Below are 21,383 nucleotides of genomic sequence, written 5' to 3' on the forward strand. Positions count from 1 at the left end.
CGGCTCAGTGCACGGCGCCGGCGGAGGACTGTCCGGCCGGACAGTCCGACAGGTGGGCGGCCGTCCGGCGGGCGGACCTCAGGGCCCACGGGCCGCTGGTCAGGGCTCCCACCAGCAGGATGCACAGTCCGCAGCCCGCGACGATCCACCAGGCCGGCACGCTCGCCGCGACGAAGGCCTCGTCGTACGACCGGCCGCGCAGCCCGGCCGCGAGGACCGCGCCGATGACGGCGACGCCCAGCGTCTGGCCGACCTGCCTGCTGGTCGAGGCGACCGCTGCCGCGACGCCCGCCTGGGCGCGCGGCATTCCCGACACGGCGGTGTTGGTGATCGGCGCGTTCACCATGCCGAAGCCGAGGCCGAAGAGTACGTACCCGGTGAACAGCAGAGACGTGGACGTCTCCGCCTCGAACGCCGCGAACAGCAACCCGCTCGCCGCCATCGCGACCCCGGCCACCAGGAGCGGGACGCGCGGCCCCCGGCTGGCGACGAGGCGGCCGGAGAGCGGTGCGCAGACCAGGGTCAGCGCCGCCATGGGCAGCATGTAGAGCCCTGCGTGCAGGGCCGAGAACCCGCGTACGTCCTGGAGGTACAGCGTGTTCACGAAGAGGAACCCGCCGAGCGCCGCGAACGCGCACACCGCGATCACCGTCGCCCCGCTGAAGGGCGCGCTGCGGAAGAACCGGAGATCGATCAACGGCTCGGCCCGTCGCGGTTCGTACAGGAGCAGGCCCACGAGCGCGGTCGCGGCCGTTCCCGCGAACAGCAGGATCAGCGGCGACGTCCAGCCCGCCACGGGCGCCTCGATGATCGCGTACGTGAGCGATCCGAGCAGCGTCATGACCAGGAGCTGTCCGACCGGGTCGGGGCGGCGGGGCCTCGGGGCGCGCGACTCGGGTACGTACCGGACGGTCAGCAGCAGCGCGGCCAGTCCGATCGGCAGGTTGACCCAGAAGATCGCCCGCCAGCTCACCGCGTCCACCAGCAGCCCGCCGATCACCGGGCCCGCGGCCATGGAGATCCCGACCACACCGCCCCACACCCCGATCGCCCTCGCCCGCCGGCGCGGCTCGGTGAAGGTGTTGGTGATGATCGACATGGCGACGGGGTTGAGCATCGAGCCGCCCACGGCCTGGACCATGCGGAAGGCGACGAGCGATCCGAGGTTCGGCGCGAGGGAGCACAGCAGCGAGCCGAGCGTGAAGAGCACCAGCCCGGCCTTGAAGACCCTGCGCCGCCCGATCCGGTCGGCGGTGGACCCCGCGAGCATCAGCAGCGAGGCGAGGACCAGCGTGTACGCGTCGATCGTCCACTGCATCCCGGCGACCGTCGCTCCGAGTTCCTCGCGCATGGAAGGGAGGGCGACGTTGAGCGCGGTGTTGTCGAGGCTCACGATCAACAGGCTCATGCAGCAGATCGCCAGCACCAGCAACTGCCGCCGGTGGCTCAGCTCGGGCATACGCGGATAGTACGGCTCACTAACGACTCTCGCCGTACGGGACAATGGGGCCATGACCACCGCGCTCCCCATGCTCTCCATCGGCCCGCACTCCGTGCAGCCGCCGGTGGTGCTCGCGCCCATGGCCGGCATCACCAACGCCCCGTTCCGCACCCTGTGCCGCGAGTTCTCCGGCGGCAAGGGGCTGTTCGTGAGCGAGATGATCACGACGAGAGCGCTGGTCGAGCGCAATGAGAAGACCATGCAGCTGATCCACTTCGACGCGACGGAGACGCCGCGCTCGATCCAGCTGTACGGCGTCGATCCCGTCACCGTCGGCAAGGCGGTCCGCATGATCGTCGACGAGGGCCTGGCCGATCACATCGACCTGAACTTCGGCTGCCCCGTCCCCAAGGTCACCCGCAAGGGCGGCGGCTCGGCCCTGCCGTACAAGCGGCCGCTGCTGCGGGCCATCCTGAACGAGGCCGTCTCCAACGCCGGCGACCTGCCGGTGACGATGAAGATGCGCAAGGGCATCAACGACGATCACCTCACCTATCTCGACGCCGGACGGATAGCGGTCGAGGAGGGCGTCACGGCGATCGCCCTGCACGGGCGGACCGCGGCGCAGCACTACGGCGGCACGGCCGACTGGGACGCCATCGCGCGCCTCAAGGAGCACGTGCCGGAGATCCCGGTCCTCGGCAACGGCGACATCTGGTCCGCCGACGACGCGCTGCGGATGATGCGCGAGACCGGCTGCGACGGTGTGGTCGTCGGGCGCGGATGCCTGGGGCGGCCGTGGCTGTTCGGAGACCTGGTGGCGGGCTTCGAGGGTACGGACGCGTACGCCGCCCCGACGCTGCGCGAGGTCGCCGCGGTGATGCGCCGGCACGCGGAACTGCTCGGGGAATGGATCGGGGACGAGGCACGCGGGGTCATTGACTTCCGTAAGCACGTCGCCTGGTACCTCAAGGGATTCTCGGTCGGCTCGGAGATGCGGAAGAAGCTTGCAATCTCCTCATCTCTGGATGAAATGGATGCTCACTTGAGCGGGCTCAATCTGGACCAGGCGTGGCCCGAGGGGGCGGACGGGCCTCGCGGCCGTTCGTCCGGCAATGGGCGGGTTGTCCTGCCGGATGGCTGGCTGAAGGACCCGTACGACTGCTCCGCGGTGAGCGCCGAAGCGGAGCTGGACACGTCCGGAGGCTGAGATCCGGGTCTCGGTCGGGTCTCATCTGTGACGTGATCCTCGCCACGCCTGATGTGGTCATTGCTCAGATGAGCACTTCAGGCGGGGCTGCACCTCTCAAAAGGTGGCACTGGGTGCCACCTTCTTTTGTTTTGATCGATCAAACCATCCGTCACTCTGTGGTGGCCAATCGCGCCAAGATCAAAGCTCGGTGTAGTTATGTGTTAAATACTTGAACGGTGCCGGAGATCGGCCGCAGCCAGTTGATCACTTTCGATCTGCTGGCGGACGAGTGGTTAAGGCCGCATGACAGTCAGGTGGACGTACCCAGACACCTTCGATCTGGGTATGTTCCTCGCCGTCAGGGCAGCCACCGCGTCCTCGAGGAGTCGAGACCCGTGTCGGAAAACAAAGAACCCCAGGTAGCCACCGAGCCCCAGGGTCAGAAGTTCGTTTATGACTTCACCGAAGGCAACAGGGACCTCAAGGACCTGTTGGGCGGCAAGGGTGCGAACCTCGCCGAGATGACCAACCTCGGGCTGCCCGTCCCTCCGGGCTTCACCATCACCACCGAGGCGTGCAAGGTCTACCTCGACAGCGGTGAGGCGCCGGAGGCGCTGCGCGCCGAGGTCAGCGCGCACCTCGACGCCCTCGAGCAGAAGATGGGCAAGAAGCTCGGCCAGGCCGACAATCCGCTGCTCGTCTCCGTCCGCTCGGGCGCCAAGTTCTCCATGCCCGGCATGATGGACACCGTCCTGAACATCGGGCTCTCCGACAAGTCGGTCACCGGCCTCGCCAAGCAGTCCGGCGGCGACGAGCGCTTCGCGTGGGACTCGTACCGCCGTCTCATCCAGATGTTCGGCAAGACCGTTCTCGGCGTCGACGGCGAGCTCTTCGAAGAGGCGCTGGAGCAGGCCAAGCACGCCAAGAAGGTCACGGTCGACACCGACCTCGAGGCGGCCGACCTCAAGAAGCTGGTCCGCAAGTTCAAGAAGATCGTCTCCGACGAGGCCGGGCGCGACTTCCCGCAGGACCCGCGCGAGCAGATGGACCTCGCCATAAACGCGGTCTTCGACTCGTGGAACACCGACCGCGCCAAGCTGTACCGCCGCCAGGAGCGCATCCCCGGCGACCTCGGCACGGCCGTCAACATCTGCTCCATGGTCTTCGGCAACCTCGGCCCCGACTCCGGCACCGGTGTCGCCTTCACCCGCGACCCCGCGAGCGGCCACCAGGGCGTCTACGGCGACTACCTGCAGAACGCGCAGGGCGAGGACGTCGTCGCCGGTATCCGCAACACCGTGCCGCTCGCCGACCTCGAGGCCATCGACAAGGCGTCGTACGACCAGCTCATGCAGATCATGGAGACGCTGGAGACCCACTACAAGGATCTCTGCGACATCGAGTTCACGATCGAGCGCGGCCAGCTGTGGATGCTCCAGACCCGCGTCGGCAAGCGCACCGCCGGTGCCGCCTTCCGCATCGCCACGCAGCTCGTCGACCAGGGCCTCATCGACGAGGCCGAGGCGCTCCAGCGCGTCAACGGCGCGCAGCTCGCGCAGCTGATGTTCCCGCGCTTCGACGAGGAGGCGAAGACCGAGAAGCTCGGCCGCGGCATCGCCGCCTCCCCGGGCGCCGCAGTCGGCAAGGCGGTCTTCGACTCGTACACGGCCGTCAAGTGGTCGCGCTCCGGCGAGAAGGTCATCCTCATCCGCCGTGAGACGAACCCGGACGACCTCGACGGCATGATCGCCGCCGAAGGCATCCTGACCTCGCGCGGCGGCAAGACCTCGCACGCCGCAGTCGTCGCGCGCGGCATGGGCAAGACCTGTGTCTGCGGCGCCGAGGAGATCGAGGTCGACACCAAGCGCCGCCGCATGACGGCCCCGGGCGGGGTCGTCGTCGAGGAGGGTGACGTCGTCTCCATCGACGGCTCCACCGGCAAGGTGTACCTCGGTGAGGTGCCCGTCGTGCCGTCGCCGGTCGTCGAGTACTTCGAGGGCCGCATGCACGCCGGTGCCGACGACGCCGACGAGCTGGTCGCCGCCGTCCACCGGATCATGGCGTACGCCGACCGAGTACGCCGCCTGCGCGTACGCGCCAACGCCGACAACGCCGAGGACGCGCTGCGCGCCCGCCGCTTCGGCGCGCAGGGCATCGGTCTGTGCCGCACCGAGCACATGTTCCTCGGTGAGCGCCGCGAGCTCGTCGAGCGGCTCATCCTGGCCGACACGGACGACGAGCGCGAGCAGGCGCTGGGCGCCCTGCTGCCGCTCCAGAAGGCCGACTTCATCGAGCTCTTCGAGTCGATGGACGGCCTGCCGGTGACGGTACGGCTCCTCGACCCGCCGCTGCACGAGTTCCTCCCCGACATCACCGAGCTGTCGGTGCGCGTCGCCCTCGCCGAGTCCCGCAAGGACGCCAACGAGAACGACCTGCGCCTCCTCCAGGCCGTGCACAAGCTGCACGAGCAGAACCCGATGCTGGGTCTGCGCGGTGTACGTCTGGGCCTCGTCATCCCGGGCCTCTTCGCGATGCAGGTCCGTGCCATCGCCGAGGCGGCGGCGCACCGCAAGAACGCCAAGGGCGACCCGCGCGCGGAGATCATGATTCCGCTCGTCGGCACCGTCCAGGAGCTGGAGATCGTCCGCGACGAGGCCGACCAGGTCATCGCCGAGGTCGAGGCCGCCACCGGCACGAAGCTGAAGCTGACCATCGGCACGATGATCGAGCTGCCGCGCGCCGCCCTGACCGCCGGCCAGATCGCCGAGGCCGCGCAGTTCTTCTCCTTCGGCACGAACGACCTCACCCAGACCGTGTGGGGCTTCTCCCGCGACGACGTCGAGGCGAGCTTCTTCACGGCGTACCTGGAGAAGGGCATCTTCGGGGTCTCCCCGTTCGAGACGATCGACCGCGACGGAGTCGGCGCGCTCGTGCGCTCGGCCGTCGAGGCGGGCCGCGCCACGCGCCCCGACCTCAAGCTCGGCGTGTGCGGCGAGCACGGCGGCGACCCGGAGTCGGTGCACTTCTTCCACGAGGTCGGCCTGGACTACGTGTCCTGCTCGCCCTTCCGGATCCCGGTGGCGCGCCTGGAGGCCGGCCGCGCGGCGGCGCAGTCCTCGGGCAGCGACTCGCGCTGACAAGGTCCCCGGGACCCGTACCCGGGGGCACAGGACCACCGGAGCCGCTGTCGGTTCATCCTTACCCTCAACCGAACCGGTAGTGGCTCCGGCGCAACAAAGAAGCGGCGGCACCTGGTGCGAGGTGCCGCCGCTTCGTTGTGCATACGATTCCGCGCGCGAGAGGCACTGAGAAGTACAGGAAACAACAGAAAGCAACAGCGGCCGAATTCCGCCATTCTCTCCTGAAAACGGCGGCAGGATGCGGTCGCCGGATCCCCACCCGACGACCACATCCTGATACCTCGCCGGACACTGAGCCGCTACCTTCGCCGACCGCCGCCAGACCCAGCAAAGCCCCCCACGGCCTTCGCTGTGTCTTTCCGGTGACTCCGGTGTCGTGCCCGACGGGGAACAGCATTTCGTTCGGCACAGGGGGCGCGCGATGCGTTTCAACTGTGGCCGAAAGGCCGTGGTGACGGCGTGTGATGGCGTGCATACTCAGCTGCGGGGGACGATTGCGGATGCAACAGATGGGGCTTCGGTGCTACGTGTTCATTTCTCCGGTGTTGACCTGTCGAGGATTCGGCTGTCCGACCGGCCGGACGCGTTATGGGAAACGGTGCTCAGTTTTCACAGATTGCGAGACCGGCGCGGCGTCAAGGTGTTCGGAGATTGGCGCCGGGAATCACGGACTCGGTTGAACGGTGAAACACGACTGCTGGCATCCCTGATACCGAGCAAGGGTTATTTCCCCGATTTCCTGACGCCGCGCGAGGGAACACGCGGCATGGAGACGGGACTCGAAGCGGTACGCGCCACCGCCCCCGAGCGGCTGCGGGCCGAACTGGCCCTGCTCGCCGCCTCCCACCGCCAGGCCGGTTCCCCGGCCGCGCAGAACTGCGCGGCATCCACGCGGCAGCGCCTCGCACCGCTGGCCGGCGGCCGAGGCGAGCCCCTGGCACGCCTCGTGGGCGCTCTGCGCGGCTACCACCGTGCCGCCGTCGAACCGTACTGGCCGCACATACAGGCCCGCGTCGAGGCCGACAGGGCCGCTAGGGGCCGCGCCCTGCTGGACGGCGGCGCGGACGAACTCCTTGCCTCGCTGCCGTCGATGCTGCGGTGGCGCCCGCCGGTCCTGGAGGCCGACTATCCGGTGGACCGGGATCTGTATCTGCGCGGCCGGGGCCTGCTGCTCCAGCCGTCGTTCTTCTGCCGCGGCACCCCGGTCGTCTACCGCGACCCGCACCTGCCGCCGGTCCTGGTCTATCCCGTGACCCACGCCGACGCCCCGGTACCCGTGGACGACCCCGGGCCGCCCCTCGGGCGCCTGGTCGGCCACACCCGCTCGGCGGTTCTCGGGGCCATCGGCGGCGGCTGTACGACGAGCGAACTCGCCCGCAGGGTGGGGGTGTCGCTCGCCTCGGCGAGCCAGCACGCGTGCGTACTGCGCGAGGCGGGCCTGGTCGTCACCCTGCGGCACGGCAACGCGGTGCTGCACACCCTGACGCCACTGGGCGCCGCCCTGCTGCGGGGCGGCGCCACGGCGGAAGCGCTCGTACCCCCGTCGGACATGACGGGAGCGGTGGGCCGTCAGGCGCGGAAGGGGCCCGTCACCTCGTAGGTGATGCCACCGGACGAGCTGCCGGTCGTACCGCGCTGGCTGGAGAAGTACAGGCGCCCGCCGTCCGGTGAGAAGGCGGGGCCGGTGATCTCCGAGCCCGACTGCCCGTCGATCCGCAGGAACGGCGCCACCACGTCGTCCGGCGTGATCACGCAGATCTCCATGTTGCCGCCGTCCTCCGCGACGAACAGGTCGCCGGAGGACGTGCCGGTGACGTTGTCGACACCGGTGAGCGGCGCGGTGCCGTTCACCAGCGAGTCGTCGTAGGCGAGCTCGATGGTCTGGGCGGCCGCGTTGTACTGCCAGACACGGTTGTCGCCCTTGGTGGTGAACCAGCAGGTGTCGTCGGCGTAGTAGCAGCCCTCGCCGCCGGTGAAGCGCTTGGCGCCCGAGACCTGGTTGCGGGTGGCGGTCGAGGCGCCGCTCGGGTCCGGGACGGTGGCCCAGGTGACGGGTCCGGACGTACCCGAACCCATCTTCAGCACCTCGAGCCTGCCTGCCGACAGGTCGCCCCAGGTGGTGGGCGTGAAGCGGTAGAAGCAGCCGTCGGTGGTGTCCTCGGTGAGGTAGACGGTCCGGCGTACGGGGTCGGCGGCTGCGGCCTCGTGCTTGAAGCGGCCCATGGCGTCGCGTCGTACGGCGGCCTTCACGCCCCACGGGTCGGTCTCGTAGACGTAGCCGCGGTCGACCTCCTCGCAGGACAGCCAGGTGTTCCACGGCGTCTTGCCGCCCGCGCAGTTCTGGCGGGTGGACGACAGGATGCGGTACGCGCCGGTGATCGCGCCCGTCGAGGAGAAGCGGACCGCGCCCGCGCCGCCGGAGGGGTTGATCTCCGAGTTGGAGACGTAGATCCAGCCGGTGCCGTCCGCGTAACAGGCGCCGCCGTCGGGCGCGTTGTGCCAGGTGTACGCGGTGGAACCGACCTTCTGGCCGGAGCGGGCTATGACGCGGCTGCTGAAGCCGGACGGCAGTCGCAGGCCGTTGGCGTCCGCGGGACCCAGCGCACCGTAGGGGCCGGCGCCGGGCTGTGCGGGGGCGGCGTACGCCGCGCCGCGCCAGAGGGTGCCACCGAAGGCGGCGACGGAGGTGCCGATGACAGCGCCGCGCAGGAAGCTACGACGTTCCATGTGTCACTCCAGGATGGGGGGACTGTGACCTCGGAACGTAAGCGTCTCGAATTGACAGTGCATCAACAGCCGGTGAGCGGGAGGTGATCAGTCGTCGACCTGGTCGTCGGGGAGGGTGCCCCGGTCGGGCCGGGCTGTGAGGACGTCCGGTCCGTCCGGTTCGACAAGTTCGTCGAGCGTGTCCGGTTCGACCAGTACGTCGAGCCCGTCCGGCTCGGCAGGTCCGGCCGGCTCCTCCTCGTAATCGAGGCGGTCGAGGTCGTCGAAGACGCCCTGGGCCACGGCGAACGCCGAATTCGCCGCCGGGACTCCGCAGTACACCGCCGTCTGGAGCAGGACCGCGCCGATCTCCTGCCCGGTCAGGCCGTTGGCCAGCGCGGCTCGCACATGGAGTGCGAGTTCCGCCTCGTGGCCGTGGGCGACGAGCGCGGTGAGCGTGACGCAGCTGCGCGTGCGCCGGTCCAGCGTCTCGTCCGCCCAGATCTCGCCCCAGGCGTACCGCGTGATGAAGTCCTGGAAGCGGGCTGTGAACGGTGTCGTGCGCCCGGACGCCCGGTCCACGTGGGCCGGGCCCAGCACCGCCCTGCGGACGCGCGTGCCCGCCGCGTGGCGGGAGGCGTCGGTGGGGGCGGGCGGCGGGGCGAAGTGGGCCAGCAGCGCGGCGGTCACCGTCTCCGGCTTCTCCACGCCCGCCAGATGGGCCGCCCCCGCGATCTCCAGCAGGCTCGACCCCGGGATCGCGTCGGCGATCTCGCGGGCGTGCGTGGGAGTCGTCGCCGGATCGTCGCGGCCGGCGACGACGAGGGTCCGTGCGGTGACCATCGGGAGCGCCCCGCGCAGGTCGTACGCCGCGAGCGCGTCGCAGCAGGCGGCGTAGCCCGCCGGGTCGGTGGCGCGCAGGTCTTCGATGAGCGCGTGGCCGAGAGGTGTCGACGCGAACGCGGGCGCGAACCAGGTGCCCGGGCGGCTCGGCACCATGGCCTCGGTGCCTTCCGCCCGGACCAGGGCGGCCCGCTCGCGCCAGGTGGCGGGCTCGCCGAAGCGGGCCGACGAGCAGACCACCGCGAGGGCGGTGACACGTTCGGGGAAGTGCGTCGCCAGGTGGAGCCCCACGGCTCCGCCGATCGAGATACCGGCGTACGCGAAGGTCTGCCAGCCCTGCGCGTCGGCGGCCCGCAGTACGAGCTCCGCCAGAGCGGCGACTGTGGCGGAGCCGTCGAGCGGCATCAGCGCTGCGGGGGTGCCGCCGTGGCCCGGGAGGTCCCAGCGCAGGACACGGTGGGCGCGGGCCAGGGCGGCGAGCTGGGGCTCCCAGACGGTCAGGGAGGTGCCCACGGAGGGGCCGAGGATCAACGGCACGCCCGATTCGGGGCCGTCGAGGCGGACGTGGGGGAGGGCGGGGCGCTGGGGTTCAGTCACGAGGGGGCTCCGGCTTCCGGTCCAGGGCGCGGTCCACCAGCGCTGCCGCGGAACCGGCGTAGCGGGTGGGGTCGGTGAGTTCGGCCAGCCGGTCCTGCGGGAGCGCGTCCGTGAGTGCCTCGGCCAGCGAGATGCCCTCGGTGGCCGCGCGGCGGGAGGCGGTGGTGAGGAGTTCCTTGGCCCGGGTCCGCCCGAGGGCGGGGGTCAGGGCCGCCGAGACGCGTTCGCTGACGATCAGGCCGCGGGTGAGGCCGAGGTTCTGGCGCATGCGGTCCGGGTGGACGCGGAGGCTCTCGGTCAGCTCGGCCGCGTGGGCCGCCGCGCCGCCGGCCAGGCGCAGGAGCTCGCGCAGGGGCTGCCATTCGGCGTGCCAGGCGCCCGCGGGGCGTTCGTCACCGGCGGAGGCGAGGGAGGCGAGGAGTACGGAGGCCAGGGCGGGCGCCTGGTGGGCGGCGGAGGCGATCAGGGTGGCGTGGACGGGATTGGCCTTGTGCGGCATGGCGGAGGAACCGCCACCGGTGCCTTCGGAGAGTTCGGCGATCTCGGTGCGGGAAAGGGTGAGGACGTCGGTGGCGAGTTTGCCGAGTGCGGCGCAGGTGAAGGCGAGCGCGGTGGCGAGGTCGGCGACGGGGGTGCGGAGGGTGTGCCAGGGGAGCCCGGGCGCCGCGAGGCCGAGTTCGGCGGCGTACACGGAGACGAGCGCGAGGCCGTGGCCGGGGGCGCCGGGGACCGGTTCGAACGCCGCCAGGGTGCCTGCCGCGCCGCCCAGTTGGGCGGGGAGGGTGAGGGCGGTCAGGCGGTCGGTGGCGTCCAGGGTCAGGGAGCGCCAGCCGACTGCCTTCAGGCCGAACGTGGTGGGGACCGCGTGCTGGGTCAGGGTGCGGCCCGGCATGGGGGTGTCCCGGTGTTCCGCCGCGAGGGTGGCGAGGGCCGTGGCCGTTCGGGTCAGGTCCACCGTGATCAGGGGGAGCGTACGGGTGGCGACCAGCATCATCGCCGTGTCGACGATGTCCTGGCTCGTCGCTCCCCGGTGCACGTACGGCGCAGCTTCCGGGCCGGCAGCTGCCGCGAGGGCGGCCACCAGGGGGATCACCGGGTTGCCGCCGGACCTGGCCCGCAGCGCCAGGTCGCGCACGTCGAAGTGGTCGGCCCGCGCCGCCGCCGTCACCGCCTCGCCCGCCCCGGCGGGGCCCTGGGCCCGGGTCAGGGCCGCCTCCGCGTCCAGCATCGCCTGGAGCAGGGCCACGTCCCCGGTCTCGGCCTCGGCCGCCGTTCCGGCGCGTACGGGCGAGAGGAGTCCGCTGTCGGGACGGTCGGGTCGGTCGGGTCGGTCGGGACTGTCGGTTCGGCCGGTTCGGCCGGTTCGGTCAGGCGAAGTCAAGGAAGACCGTCTCTTCCTCGCCCTGGAGGCGGATGTCGAAGCGGTGCGTGCGGTTCGGCTCGGGCCGGGCGATCAGTGTCGCGCGGCGCTCGGGACTCAGCGAGGCGAGCAGGGCGTCCGGGCGCTCCGTCAGGTAAGCGCGCGTGAACAGGTGGTGGGTCAGGCCGCGCGCGAACACGCACACGCTGATGTACGGGACAGCGGGCGCGCCCGGCGTCAGCGTGCGGACCGTGTAGTGGCCGTCCGCGTCGGTCGGGACCCGTCCGAAGCCGGTGAAGCCGACGCCGTCGCGGCCGAGGAAACCGCCGGTCACGGGATCGCGGCGCATCGACCCCGGTGCGCCGGCCAGTGAGCCGTCGGGGCCCGCCTGCCAGAACTCGACGATCGCGTCCGGGACCGGCTCCCCGGCGCCGTCGTACACGTACCCGTGCAGCGTGATCGCGTCGGGGCGTTCCGCGGGTGCGATCGCGCCGCCTCCCGGGAACGGCAGGGCGTACCCGTAGAAGGGGCCGACGGTGTGTGAAGGGGTGGGCGGCAGATACGTCATCGGCGGCCTTCCTCGATCCAGGTGGCGGACGGGCCGTCGAGGACGATGTCCCAGCGGTAGCCCAGCGACCGCTCGGGGCGGGAGAGGGAGTGGTCGTACGCGGCGACGAGCCGGGCGCGTGCCGCGTCGTCCGTCACCGACTGGAGGATCGGGTCGTACGCGAAGAGCGGGTCGCCGGGAAAGTACATCTGCGTGACCAGACGCTGGGTGAAGGCCGAGCCGAACAACGAGAAGTGGATGTGGGCGGGCCGCCACGCGTTCTCGTGGTTGCGCCACGGATAGGCGCCGGGCTTGATGGTGGTGAAGCTGTACGAACCGTCGTCGCCCGTCAGCACCCGCCCCACGCCCGTGAAGTTGGGGTCCAGGGGCGCCGGGTGCTGGTCGCGCAGGTGGGCGTACCGGCCGGAGGCGTTGGCCTGCCACAGTTCCACGAGCTGCCCGCGCACCGGCCGGCCCGCGCTGTCCAGCAGCCGCCCGGAGACGGTGATGCGCTCGCCGAGCGGCTCGCCCGCGTGCTGCCGGGTCAGGTCGTGGTCGAGCTCGGTGACGTCGGTGCGGCCGAAGACGGGTCCGGACAGCTCGACGGTGTCGGGGTCCCCGTTGACGGCCACCAGGGGCTGCTGGGGGTGACGCAGGAGGCTGCTGCGGTACGGCGGAAAGTCGCGCGGCGGGTGGTGCGCGGCGGGCGCTCCGGCGGCGCGGGCCTTCTCGTAACCCGCCCGGATTCCGGCGAGCTCGCCGTCGATGTCGGACTGCGTGAGAGTCACTGACCGGTGTCCTTTCCTGCTGCCTTGAGGGCGCGCAGGGCGCCAAGTTCGGCGGCGGCCGGCGGCTCGGTGACGGCGACCGTGCCGCCGGTCCTCAGCTCCCAGCCGGTGGCGGCCCGTACCTGCTCGACGGTGACACCGGGGTGCAGTTCGGTGAGCACGAGTTCGGCGGTGGCCGGGTCGGGACGCAGGATGCCGAGGTCGGTGATGACGGCGACGGGGCCCGCGCCCCTCATACCCAGTTCCTCGCGGTCGCCGGGGCCCGAGCCGTGGCCGAGCGTGGTGACGAAATCCAGCTCGCGCACGAAGTTGCGGGCGGAGTGGCGCAGCACCATCAGCACCTTGCTGCAGTTGGACGCGATCTCGGGTGCGCCGCCGGCGCCCGGAAGGCGGCCTTCCGGTTTGCCGGGGCCACGGTCCACGACCGTTGTGTTGATGTTGGCGAAACGGTCGACCTGGGCGGCGCCGAGGAAGCCGACGTCGATCCGGCCGCCCTGGAGCCAGTAGTTGAACATCTCGGGTACGGGCACCACCGCGTCGGCCGTCTCGGCCAGTTCGCCGTCGCCTATGGAGAGCGGCAGGCGGGTCGGCTTGGAGCCGATCGTCCCCGACTCGTATATGAGCACGAGGTTCGGGTTGACGGTATTGCGGGCGAGGTTGGCGGCCGTGGACGGCAGCCCGATGCCGACGAAGCAGGTGCGGGCCCCGGCCAGTGCGCGGGCCGCGTTGACCTCCATCAGCTCGTCGCGGGTGAAGTCCTCGGTCATAGGACGGCATCCCCTTCGGCGCGTACGTTCTCGTCGATCCAGCGGGTGAAGGTGTCGCGGTCCCGGGCGATCGGGTCCCACTCCTGGTAGAAGGCGTTGTCGCGCACGGTGTAGCCGGCGGCGTACGACGGATGCGCGCCGCCCGGCACGACGGCGACCGCGTCGATCACCCAGGTCGGCAGGACGACGCCGCCGGGCCGGGGAGTCAGCTCGTCGACGAGCTCTTCGACCGTGACCAGCACCCGGCCGGCGGCCAGCGCGGCCTCTTTCTGGACGCCTGTCAGCCCCCACAGCTGGACGTTGCCCTCGCGGTCGGCCTGCTGGGCGTGGATGACCGTGACATCCGGATTGAGCGCGGCGACGGCGGCCAGCTCCTCGCCGGTGAAGGGGCAGGTGACCGAGGAGACCGTGTCCGTACGGGTGGCGAGGTCGGAACCGCGGTAGCCGCGCAGTACGGCGAACGGCAGGCGCGACGCACCCGCGACGTACCGGTTGGCCATGCCGGCGTGGCTGTGCTCGTCCAGCTCCAGGGGGCGCGGCCAGCCGTTCTCGACGGCGTCGCGGAAGCGGTGGAGGGAGCCGACGCCCGGGTTGCCGCCCCAGGAGAAGATCAGCTTCTTCACCAGGCCGGCGCCGATCAGCTGGTCGTAGATGACGTCCGGGGTCATCCTGGCGAGGGTCAGGTCGGTGATGCCCTGGCGGATGATCTCGTGCGCGGCGGCGTACGGGATCAGGTGGGTGAAGCCCTCCATGGCGAGGGTGTTCCCCTCGTGGACGAGGTCCGCCACGGCGTCGTGCAGGCTGCGGATGTCCGCCATCGTCACTCGCTCCGTGAGTTGCTCAGTGCACTGATTATTTTCTCGTGAGGCCGTACACTTCCATCGTGTTCCGCTCGCGTCAATGGCTCAGTACACGGAGCATCACCCCAGAATCGCAGGAGGCCCGCATGGCTGCGGTCGATCTGAGCACCCACCCGGGGCATCTCGCCCGGCGGCTGCAGCAGGCGCACACGCTGCTGTGGACGACGATGGTGTCGGAGGACACCACGTCGCCGCAGTTCGCCGTGCTCAACACGCTGGCCGAGAAGCCGGACATCGACCAGCGCACCCTGAGCGAGCACGTCCACCTCGACCGCTCGACCATCGCGGACCTGGTGGCGCGCCTCGGCAGGCGCGGTCTGCTGGAGCGCGTGCGCGACCCGCACGACGGCCGGCGCAACGTACTCAAGCTCACGGACGAGGGCGCAGCGGTGCACCGCAAGCTGGTCACCAGGACGGCGCGGATGAACCGGGTGTTCCTCGCGCCCCTCGACGAGGGCGAGCAGGAGACGCTGTTGCGCCTGATCGGCCGGGTCGCGGACGCGGCGGAAGAGCTCCGGGGCTGAGCGGCCGGGCGTCCGCGCTTCGGGGCGTTCTCCGGAACGGCTTCGCGACGTTCCCGGGAACGGTTGCGGAGCGTTCCCCGCAACGGCTTTCGGGCGCTCCCGGGTACGTTCAGTTCTCCAGCAGCGCCTTCAGAGCGGCGAGACGCTCCTTCCAGAAGGCCTTGTACGCCGCCACCGCTTCCGCATCGGCCAGTTTGGTGTGCGCGAGCGACACCTGTGTCTTGGCCTCGCCCTTGGGCGTGAAGCGGACGGAGAGCCGGCCGTCCGCGTAGTCGGCGGACAGCGACTTGCCCTCGCGGTGCGTACGCAGCGAGAACTCGCTCCCGGGAAGCCACCGGCGGCGTACGTCCTCATCGGTGAAGGCGGTTTCGCAGCGCGCGAGGGGCGCGTCCACGGTCCTGTTGCCGCTCGCCTGCCAGTCGCCCTCCGAGGACTGGCCGACCGCGCGCATGCCGCGCTCCTGTTCGTACCCGACCGTGATCGACTGGGCGTACCAGCCGTCGACCGCGAGGTCGCCGGTCAGGTGGCGGGCGATCTCCGTGTGTCCGCGCCCGGTGGCGCCCCACGTGTCGAGGAGGGCGAACCACGCGTCCCAGTCCCGGCCGGTGGCCGCCTTCAGGGCGTCGGCCGACAGCTTCTCGGTGATCCTCTTGCCGGCGGAGTTCGCGGAGCCGGCGGAACCGGCGGAGCGGGTCATGGCGCCGACGCTAGGACGGGCGTGGCGCGCCCGCAAGACGGAATCTTTCTGCGAGTTTCTGGTCGACCGATGAGTTTCGTGCGGCACCCGGGTCTACCCCTGCACATGGCAACGACGGCACCGAATGGCCGACCGAGAGAAGAGAGACACAGCTCATGCCTCAAATGATCTTTGTGAACCTGCCGGTCAAGAACCTCGACACCACGAAGTCCTTCTTCGGCAAGCTCGGGTTCTCGTTCAACCCTCAGTTCAGTGACGACACGACGGCGTGCCTGGTGATCAGCGACACGATCTTCGCGATGCTGCTCGCCGAACCGCGCTTCAAGGAGTTCACCAAGAAGGAGATCGCGGACACGAGCACGACCACCGAGGTCCTGCTCGCGCTCAGCGCCGAGAGCAGGGAGAAGGTCGACGAGCTGGCCGACACGGCCCTCGCCTCCGGCGGCTCCCCCGCGAACGAGCCCATGGACCACGGCTTCATGTACGGCCGTTCCTTCCAGGACCCCGACGGTCACACGTGGGAGGTCATCTGGATGGACCCGTCGGCCGTCGAGGGCCAGGGCTGAGGCCCGGCCGCCCCTGGATGTGCCGCGGAGGGCCTCAGGACTTGAGGCCCTCGTACGTCACCCCGGTAAGCTGCTCCGAGGCCACCCACAGCCGTTCGCTCGCCACATCGTTCGTCGTCCACGGTGCGCGCCACGACTTCGTGGGCGCGCCCCGCAGGCCCTGGATCCTCGGCCCCGTGAACGAATCGGGCCGTACGCCGGGCGCGGTCGCCGCGTACAGGGTGGGCAGGGCGCCGGACTCGGCGGGCTGGGCGATGATCCTGTTCCCCAGCGCCACGATCCGCTCGGCCGCCCGGCGGCCCTCCATACGTACGCCCGCGGTCTGGAGGTTGGTGCTGGCATAGCCGGGGTGGGCGGCTGCCGCGACGATGTCGGAGCCGGTCGCGGCCAGCCGCCCGGCCAGCTCGTGGACGAAGAGCAGGTTCGCGGTCTTGGACCGGCCGTAGGCGATCCAGCGGCGGTACTTGCGCTCGCTGTTGAGGTCGCCGATGTCGATGTTGGACAGGGCGTGCAGCCCGCTGGAGACGCTCACGACGCGGGCTCCGGGCGTCTGGAGCAGGTGCGGCAGGAGCAGCCCGGTGAGGGCGAAGTGGCCGAGGTGATTGACGCCGAACTGCGTCTCGAAACCGTCGGCGGTTTGTCCGTACGGCAGCGCCATGACGCCCGCGTTGTTGATGAGCAGGTCGAGGCGGTCGTACGCGTACCCGCTCGCGAAGTGCCGTATGGAGGCCAGGTCCGCCAGGTCGAGTGGGGCGAACTCGACGACCGCATGGGGGACTTCGCGGGTGATGCGCGCCGCCGCCTCCTCGCCGCGTTGCTCGCTGCGGCACGCGAGAACGACCCGCGCGCCGCGGCGGGCGAGTGCGCGCGCCGTGACAAGTCCTATGCCGCTGTTGGCCCCCGTGACCACGGCCGTACGGCCGCTCTGGTCGGGGATGTCGCTCGCTTTCCAGCCAGTCGTCATGGGGTCAGCGTACGACCGCACGCCTCGTCAGGCGGAGGCGCCTCCGTCGATGACGAGGTCGCTTCCGACGACCGACGCGGCGTCGGCGGAGGCCAGGTACAGCACGGCGGCGGCGACCTCCCCGGTCGTCGAGACCCGGCCGAGCGGCGACTCGCCCTTCATGCGGACGGCGCGCTCCGCGTCGCTCTCGCCGGGGCGCAGCGACATGGCGGTGGCGGCGGGGCCCGGGCTGACCGCGTTGATCCGGACGCCGTCCTGGATGTGGTCGAGGGCGGCGGCGCGGGTGAGCGCGGAGACGGCGGCCTTGGAGGCGATGTAGCCGGCGACGCCCGGGATGCGCAGGTGTGCGCCCAGGTTGGAGGAGATGTTGACGATCGCGCCGCCGCCGTCCTGGGAGCGCATCACATCGATCTCCGACTGCATCGCCAGGAGTACGCCCGTGACGTTGATGTCGAGGAGCGTGCGCCAGTCGTTCTCGGACAGCTCGGCGACGGGGCCGCCTCCCCGGAACACACCGGCGTTGTTCACCGCGACGTCGAGGCTGCCGAAGCGCTCGGTGCTCTCGCGGACGAGCGCCCTCACGTCCTCGGAACGGCTGACATCGGCGCTGACCGAGACCGCCGTGCCACCTCCGCCCGCCTGCCGTGCCAGTGCGACGGTCTCGTCGAGCGGCGCGGCGCGGCGCCCCGCGACGACGACGTTCGCGCCCTCGGCGGCGAGGGCGAGCGCGATGGCGCGGCCGACGCCCGAGCCCGCGCCGGTGACGAGGGCGGTCTTTCCGGAGAAGCGAGCAGTCATGATCTGTCCGTCCTTATATTTGAACGATCGTTCTGTTATTGGGGCATGAAAGAGACGCCCTGGGGGCGCCTGGTGAAGAGTGGTTCCGCGTTCCGGGCCGGCCGGGTCAGTCGAGAAGGGTCAGTGCCTGTTCGGCGGCGTCCCGCACCCTGGCCGGGTCGCTGGAGGCCTTGCCGACGACCCGCAGGCCCTGCATCAGGACGAGAAGCATGCGGGCGAGCGCCCGGGGATCGCGGTCCTCGGGCAGCTCGCCCTGCGCCTGTGCCCGTACGAGCGCGGAGTGCAACAGGGTCTCGACGTGCGCCCAGCTCACCTCGACCCGGCGGGCCGCCGCGTCGTCGTGCGGGGCCAGCTCGGCGGCCGTGTTGGTGACGAAGCAGCCGGCCGGCCGTTCTTCGTCGGAGGCCGCCTCGGCGGCGAACCGCCGCATCACCGCCCGCACGGCCGGCAGTGCGGGGCCCGGCTGGGAGAGCTCGCCGAGCAGGTGCGGGTTGCGGGAGCCGGCGTACCGGTCGAGCGCCTTCAGGTAGAGCTCGTGCTTGTTGCCGAACGTGGCGTAGATGCTGGCGCGGCCGATGCCGAGGTGACCGACGAGGTCCGCCATGGTCGTCGCTTCGTAACCGCGCCGCCAGAACAGCTCCAGGGCTGCCTGCAGTGCGGCGTCGGGGTCGAATTCCTTGGTCCTGGCCACGTCGGAGACAGTAACCGTTCCGGAACGATCGGTCAATTAACTCCGACGCGTACGGAGAACGTGCCCACCGTGACCGTTTCGTCGTCCAGACAGTGCCCCGTTTCCAGGTCGAAGCGCTGCTTGAGGAGAGGTGAGGCGACGAAGGGGCGGCCGTTCTCGGATCCGATCAGGCCGCGCGAGAGAACCTGCGCGCCGGAGAACGGGTCGCGGTTGTCGATGGCGTACGCGCGTCCCCTGCGGTCCGTGAACAGCGCCGCCTGGCGGCCGTCGGGGAGCAGGGCCGCCACGCCGCGCCCCGGTGTGAGGGCGGACAGGTCGCAGGCGGTGAACCAGGAGTCGTCGATACGCAGTTGCAGGGTCATCCGGCACGGGTCCCTTCGAGGGTGAGGATGGTCAGGTCCGGCTTCATCTGGTCGCGCTCGGGAACGAACCGCACGGACGGGTCGGGCGCGTCGGGAGCGTTGACGAACGAGACGAACCGGGACAGCCGCTCGGGGTCGTTGATGGTCTCGGCCCACTCGTCGCGGTAGCCGGACACGTGGTCGGCCATCAGGGCTTCCAGCTGCTCGCAGATCCCCAGGGAGTCGTGGACGACGACGTCCCTGAGGTGGTCCAGGCCGCCCTCCAGCCGCTCCAGCCAGGTGGAGGTGCGCTCCAGGCGGTCGGCGGTGCGGATGTAGAACATCAGGAACCGGTCGATGAGACGCACGAGTTCGGCGTCCGACAGGTCCTGGGCGAGGAGGTCGGCGTGACGCGGGGTCGCGCCGCCGTTGCCGCCGACGTAGAGGTTCCAGCCGTTCGCGGTGGCGATGACACCGAAGTCCTTGGACTGTGCCTCGGCGCACTCGCGGGCGCATCCCGAGACCGCCGACTTCAGCTTGTGCGGCGCGCGCAGGCCCCGGTAGCGGAGCTCCAGGTCGATGGCCATGCGGACGCTGTCCTGGACGCCGTAACGGCACCACGTCTGCCCGACGCAGGACTTCACCGTCCTGAGGGCCTTTCCGTACGCGTGGCCCGACTCGAAGCCGGCATCCACCAGCCGCGTCCAGATCAGGGGGAGCTGGTCGACCCGGGCGCCGAAGAGGTCGATGCGCTGGCCGCCCGTGATCTTCGTGTAGAGACCGAAGTCGCGTGCCACCTCGCCGATCACGATGAGCTTCTCGGGGGTGACCTCGCCACCCGGGATGCGCGGCACGATCGAGTACGAGCCGTTGCGCTGCATGTTGGCGAGGAAGTGGTCGTTGGTGTCCTGGAGGGCGGCCTGTTCGCCGTCGAGGATGTAGCCGTTGCTCAGGCTGGCCAGGATCGAGCCGACCGTCGGCTTGCAGATCTCGCAGCCGTCTCCGCCCCGGGCCGCCTCACGGCCGTGCGAGTCGAGGAGCGCGGCGTACGACGTGATGCGCAGGGTGCGGACGATCTCGTACAGCTCGGAGCGCGTGTGCGGGAAGCAGCCGCACAGGCCCTTGTCGCCCGACTGGGGGAGCAGCTGGCCGATCAGCTTCACGCAGCTGCCGCAGCCCGTGCCCGCCTTGGTGCACTTCTTCACCTCGGGGAGCGTGGAACAGGCTGTCACCGCGCCCTTGGTGACGTTGTGGCAGTTGCAGACGACGGCGTCGTCGGGCAGGGCGGACGGGCCGAGGGTGACCTGGCCGCCGCCGGCCGGCGCGATCAGCTGTTCCGGTGCGACGGGCGGTACGGAACCGGTGAGCGGTCGCAGCATCGCGTACGCGTCCGCGTCGCCGACCAGGACGCCGCCGAGGAGCGTGCCGTCCGGGCTGACGACGAGCTTCTTGTAGACGCCGGAGCGCGAGTCGGAGTAGGTGACGTCGAGGCAGCCCTCCGCGTGGCCGTGGGCGTCGCCGAAGGACGCCACGTCCACACCGAGGAGCTTGAGCTTGGTGGACATGTCCGCACCCGTGAACGTCCGGTTCGCGGTTTCGGCCGTTCCCGGGAACGCGTCCGCGAGCGTTCCCGTGATGATCTCGGCGGCCGTCTCGGCCATCTCGTAACCGGGCGCCACGAGCCCGTACACCCGGCCGTCCACCGCGAGCGCGCACTCGCCGATGGCGAAGACGGCGGGGTCGGACGTACGGCACTGCTCGTCGACCGCGATGCCGCCCCGCTCGCCGACGGACAGGCCGCAGTCCCTGGCCAGCTGGTCGCGCGGGCGTACACCCGCCGAGAAGACGACGAGGTCGGTCTCCAGCGTCGAACCGTCCGAGAGGGACATGCCGTTGACCACGCCGGCGGCGTCCGTGGTGACGGCCTGGGTGCCGACGCCCGTGTGGACCGTCAGGCCCATGCCCTCGATCGTACGGAGAAGAGCCGCGCCGCCGCCCTCGTCGACCTGGACGGGCATCAGGCGGGGCGCGAACTCCACCACGTGCGTGGCGAGCCCGAGCCCGCTCAGCGCGCCCGCCGCCTCGAGACCGAGCAGGCCGCCGCCCACGACCGCTCCCGTACGCGCTGTCTTCGCGTACGCCTCGATCGCCAGCAGGTCCTCAATGGTGCGGTAGACGAAGCAGCCTTCCGCGTCCTTCCCGGGAACGGGTGGTACGAAGGGGTACGAACCGGTGGCGAGGACCAGCGTGTCGTAGGAGAACGTCCGCCCGGTGCGCGAAGTGACCGTGCGCGCCTCGCGGTCGACGGCCGTCGCCGGATCGTCGAGGTACAGCTCTATGCCGTGCCGCTCCATGAAGCCCGGCTCGCCGAGAGCGAGCTCGTCGGGGGTGCGGCCCGAGAAGTACGAGGTGAGCTGAACGCGGTCGTACGCGGGACGCGGCTCCTCGCACAGGACGACGATCCGTGCCCTCTCCGTGACGCCCTTCTCTGCGAGGGCCTCCAGGAAGCGCTGGCCGACCATGCCGTGGCCGACGACCACGATCGTGGGTGGTGTGGACAT

Annotated in this window: 19 protein-coding genes; 5 read left to right on the forward strand and 14 right to left on the reverse strand. The window is 70.7% G+C overall.

All coding sequences use genetic code 11. The annotated features are described in order from the left end of the window. Positions 1-4: 4 nt before the first annotated feature. Positions 5-1,459, reverse strand: coding sequence for an MFS transporter (locus tag ACWIHY_RS18230; protein WP_454376648.1), 1,455 nt, complete (start codon positions 1,457-1,459; stop codon positions 5-7). A 52-nt stretch (positions 1,460-1,511) separates the two neighbouring features. On the opposite strand from ACWIHY_RS18230, the gene dusB reads away from it, so the two are divergent. From dusB to ACWIHY_RS18245, 3 genes are all read left to right on the forward strand, one after another. Continuing rightward, positions 1,512-2,651, forward strand: coding sequence for a tRNA dihydrouridine synthase DusB (gene dusB, locus ACWIHY_RS18235; protein ID WP_454376649.1), 1,140 nt, complete (start codon positions 1,512-1,514; stop codon positions 2,649-2,651). 377 nt (positions 2,652-3,028) lie between these two features. Beyond that, entirely contained in the window at positions 3,029-5,770 is a 2,742-nt protein-coding gene (gene ppdK, locus ACWIHY_RS18240; protein ID WP_454376650.1) for a pyruvate, phosphate dikinase, read from the forward strand. Between the two features lie 523 nt (positions 5,771-6,293). After that, entirely contained in the window at positions 6,294-7,373 is a 1,080-nt protein-coding gene (locus ACWIHY_RS18245; RefSeq protein ID WP_454376762.1) for an ArsR/SmtB family transcription factor, read from the forward strand. On the opposite strand, the gene ACWIHY_RS18250 is transcribed toward ACWIHY_RS18245, so the two are convergent. From ACWIHY_RS18250 to ACWIHY_RS18280, 7 genes are all read right to left on the reverse strand, one after another. Next, on the reverse strand, positions 7,343-8,500 hold the full coding sequence (locus tag ACWIHY_RS18250; protein ID WP_454376651.1) for an alkaline phosphatase PhoX: 1,158 nt from the start codon (positions 8,498-8,500) through the stop codon (positions 7,343-7,345). The two genes, ACWIHY_RS18245 and ACWIHY_RS18250, sit on opposite strands and share 31 nt — an antisense overlap. Positions 8,501-8,587: 87 nt before the next feature. Next, positions 8,588-9,919 carry a bifunctional 3-oxoadipate enol-lactonase/4-carboxymuconolactone decarboxylase PcaDC gene (gene pcaDC, locus ACWIHY_RS18255; protein ID WP_454376652.1) on the reverse strand — a complete coding sequence of 444 codons (1,332 nt, stop codon included), beginning with the start codon at positions 9,917-9,919 and terminating at the stop codon, positions 8,588-8,590. Then, positions 9,912-11,165: a 3-carboxy-cis,cis-muconate cycloisomerase gene (pcaB, locus tag ACWIHY_RS18260; protein WP_454376763.1), complete on the reverse strand. Its 1,254-nt coding sequence runs from the start codon at positions 11,163-11,165 to the stop codon at positions 9,912-9,914. The genes pcaDC and pcaB overlap by 8 nt, the downstream gene beginning before the upstream one ends. Positions 11,166-11,286: 121 nt before the next feature. Then, positions 11,287-11,847 carry a protocatechuate 3,4-dioxygenase subunit alpha gene (pcaG, locus tag ACWIHY_RS18265; protein WP_454376653.1) on the reverse strand — a complete coding sequence of 187 codons (561 nt, stop codon included), beginning with the start codon at positions 11,845-11,847 and terminating at the stop codon, positions 11,287-11,289. Next, a complete protein-coding gene (gene pcaH / locus ACWIHY_RS18270; RefSeq protein ID WP_454376654.1) occupies positions 11,844-12,614 on the reverse strand; it encodes a protocatechuate 3,4-dioxygenase subunit beta in 771 nt (256 codons plus the stop codon). The genes pcaG and pcaH overlap by 4 nt, the downstream gene beginning before the upstream one ends. Then, positions 12,611-13,381, reverse strand: a complete 771-nt coding sequence (locus ACWIHY_RS18275; protein ID WP_454376655.1) for a CoA-transferase subunit beta — start codon at positions 13,379-13,381, stop codon at positions 12,611-12,613. Before ACWIHY_RS18275 ends, pcaH begins: the two co-directional genes overlap by 4 nt. Next, positions 13,378-14,199: a CoA transferase subunit A gene (locus ACWIHY_RS18280; protein ID WP_454376656.1), complete on the reverse strand. Its 822-nt coding sequence runs from the start codon at positions 14,197-14,199 to the stop codon at positions 13,378-13,380. The genes ACWIHY_RS18275 and ACWIHY_RS18280 overlap by 4 nt, the downstream gene beginning before the upstream one ends. A 128-nt stretch (positions 14,200-14,327) precedes the next feature. Here ACWIHY_RS18280 and ACWIHY_RS18285 point away from each other — a divergent pair, with 128 nt between their 5' ends. Then, positions 14,328-14,765 carry a MarR family winged helix-turn-helix transcriptional regulator gene (locus ACWIHY_RS18285; RefSeq protein WP_454376657.1) on the forward strand — a complete coding sequence of 146 codons (438 nt, stop codon included), beginning with the start codon at positions 14,328-14,330 and terminating at the stop codon, positions 14,763-14,765. A gap of 109 nt (positions 14,766-14,874) precedes the next feature. Here ACWIHY_RS18285 and ACWIHY_RS18290 read toward each other — a convergent pair whose 3' ends face one another. Further along, the gene (locus ACWIHY_RS18290; RefSeq protein WP_454376658.1) at positions 14,875-15,462 is read right to left on the reverse strand and encodes a hypothetical protein; all 588 of its coding nucleotides are present in this window, start codon (positions 15,460-15,462) and stop codon (positions 14,875-14,877) included. Between the two features lie 155 nt (positions 15,463-15,617). Between ACWIHY_RS18290 and ACWIHY_RS18295 the strand changes: the two genes are divergently transcribed. Further along, complete coding sequence (locus ACWIHY_RS18295) at positions 15,618-16,028, forward strand: VOC family protein (protein ID WP_454376659.1); 411 nt, start codon at positions 15,618-15,620, stop codon at positions 16,026-16,028. Between the two features lie 34 nt (positions 16,029-16,062). Here ACWIHY_RS18295 and ACWIHY_RS18300 read toward each other — a convergent pair whose 3' ends face one another. The 5 genes from ACWIHY_RS18300 to nirB form a co-directional block, all read right to left on the reverse strand. Continuing rightward, positions 16,063-16,992, reverse strand: a complete 930-nt coding sequence (locus ACWIHY_RS18300; protein WP_454376660.1) for an oxidoreductase — start codon at positions 16,990-16,992, stop codon at positions 16,063-16,065. Positions 16,993-17,019: 27 nt separating this feature from the next. Continuing rightward, on the reverse strand, positions 17,020-17,790 hold the full coding sequence (locus tag ACWIHY_RS18305) for an SDR family NAD(P)-dependent oxidoreductase (protein WP_454376661.1): 771 nt from the start codon (positions 17,788-17,790) through the stop codon (positions 17,020-17,022). Positions 17,791-17,896: 106 nt separating this feature from the next. Then, on the reverse strand, positions 17,897-18,481 hold the full coding sequence (locus tag ACWIHY_RS18310; RefSeq protein WP_454376662.1) for a TetR/AcrR family transcriptional regulator: 585 nt from the start codon (positions 18,479-18,481) through the stop codon (positions 17,897-17,899). Positions 18,482-18,513: 32 nt separating this feature from the next. After that, entirely contained in the window at positions 18,514-18,843 is a 330-nt protein-coding gene (nirD, locus tag ACWIHY_RS18315) for a nitrite reductase small subunit NirD (RefSeq protein ID WP_454376663.1), read from the reverse strand. Then, positions 18,840-21,383 carry a nitrite reductase large subunit NirB gene (gene nirB, locus ACWIHY_RS18320; protein ID WP_454376664.1) on the reverse strand — a complete coding sequence of 848 codons (2,544 nt, stop codon included), beginning with the start codon at positions 21,381-21,383 and terminating at the stop codon, positions 18,840-18,842. The genes nirD and nirB overlap by 4 nt, the downstream gene beginning before the upstream one ends.

Source organism: Streptomyces sp. NPDC055287, from assembly GCF_053646035.1.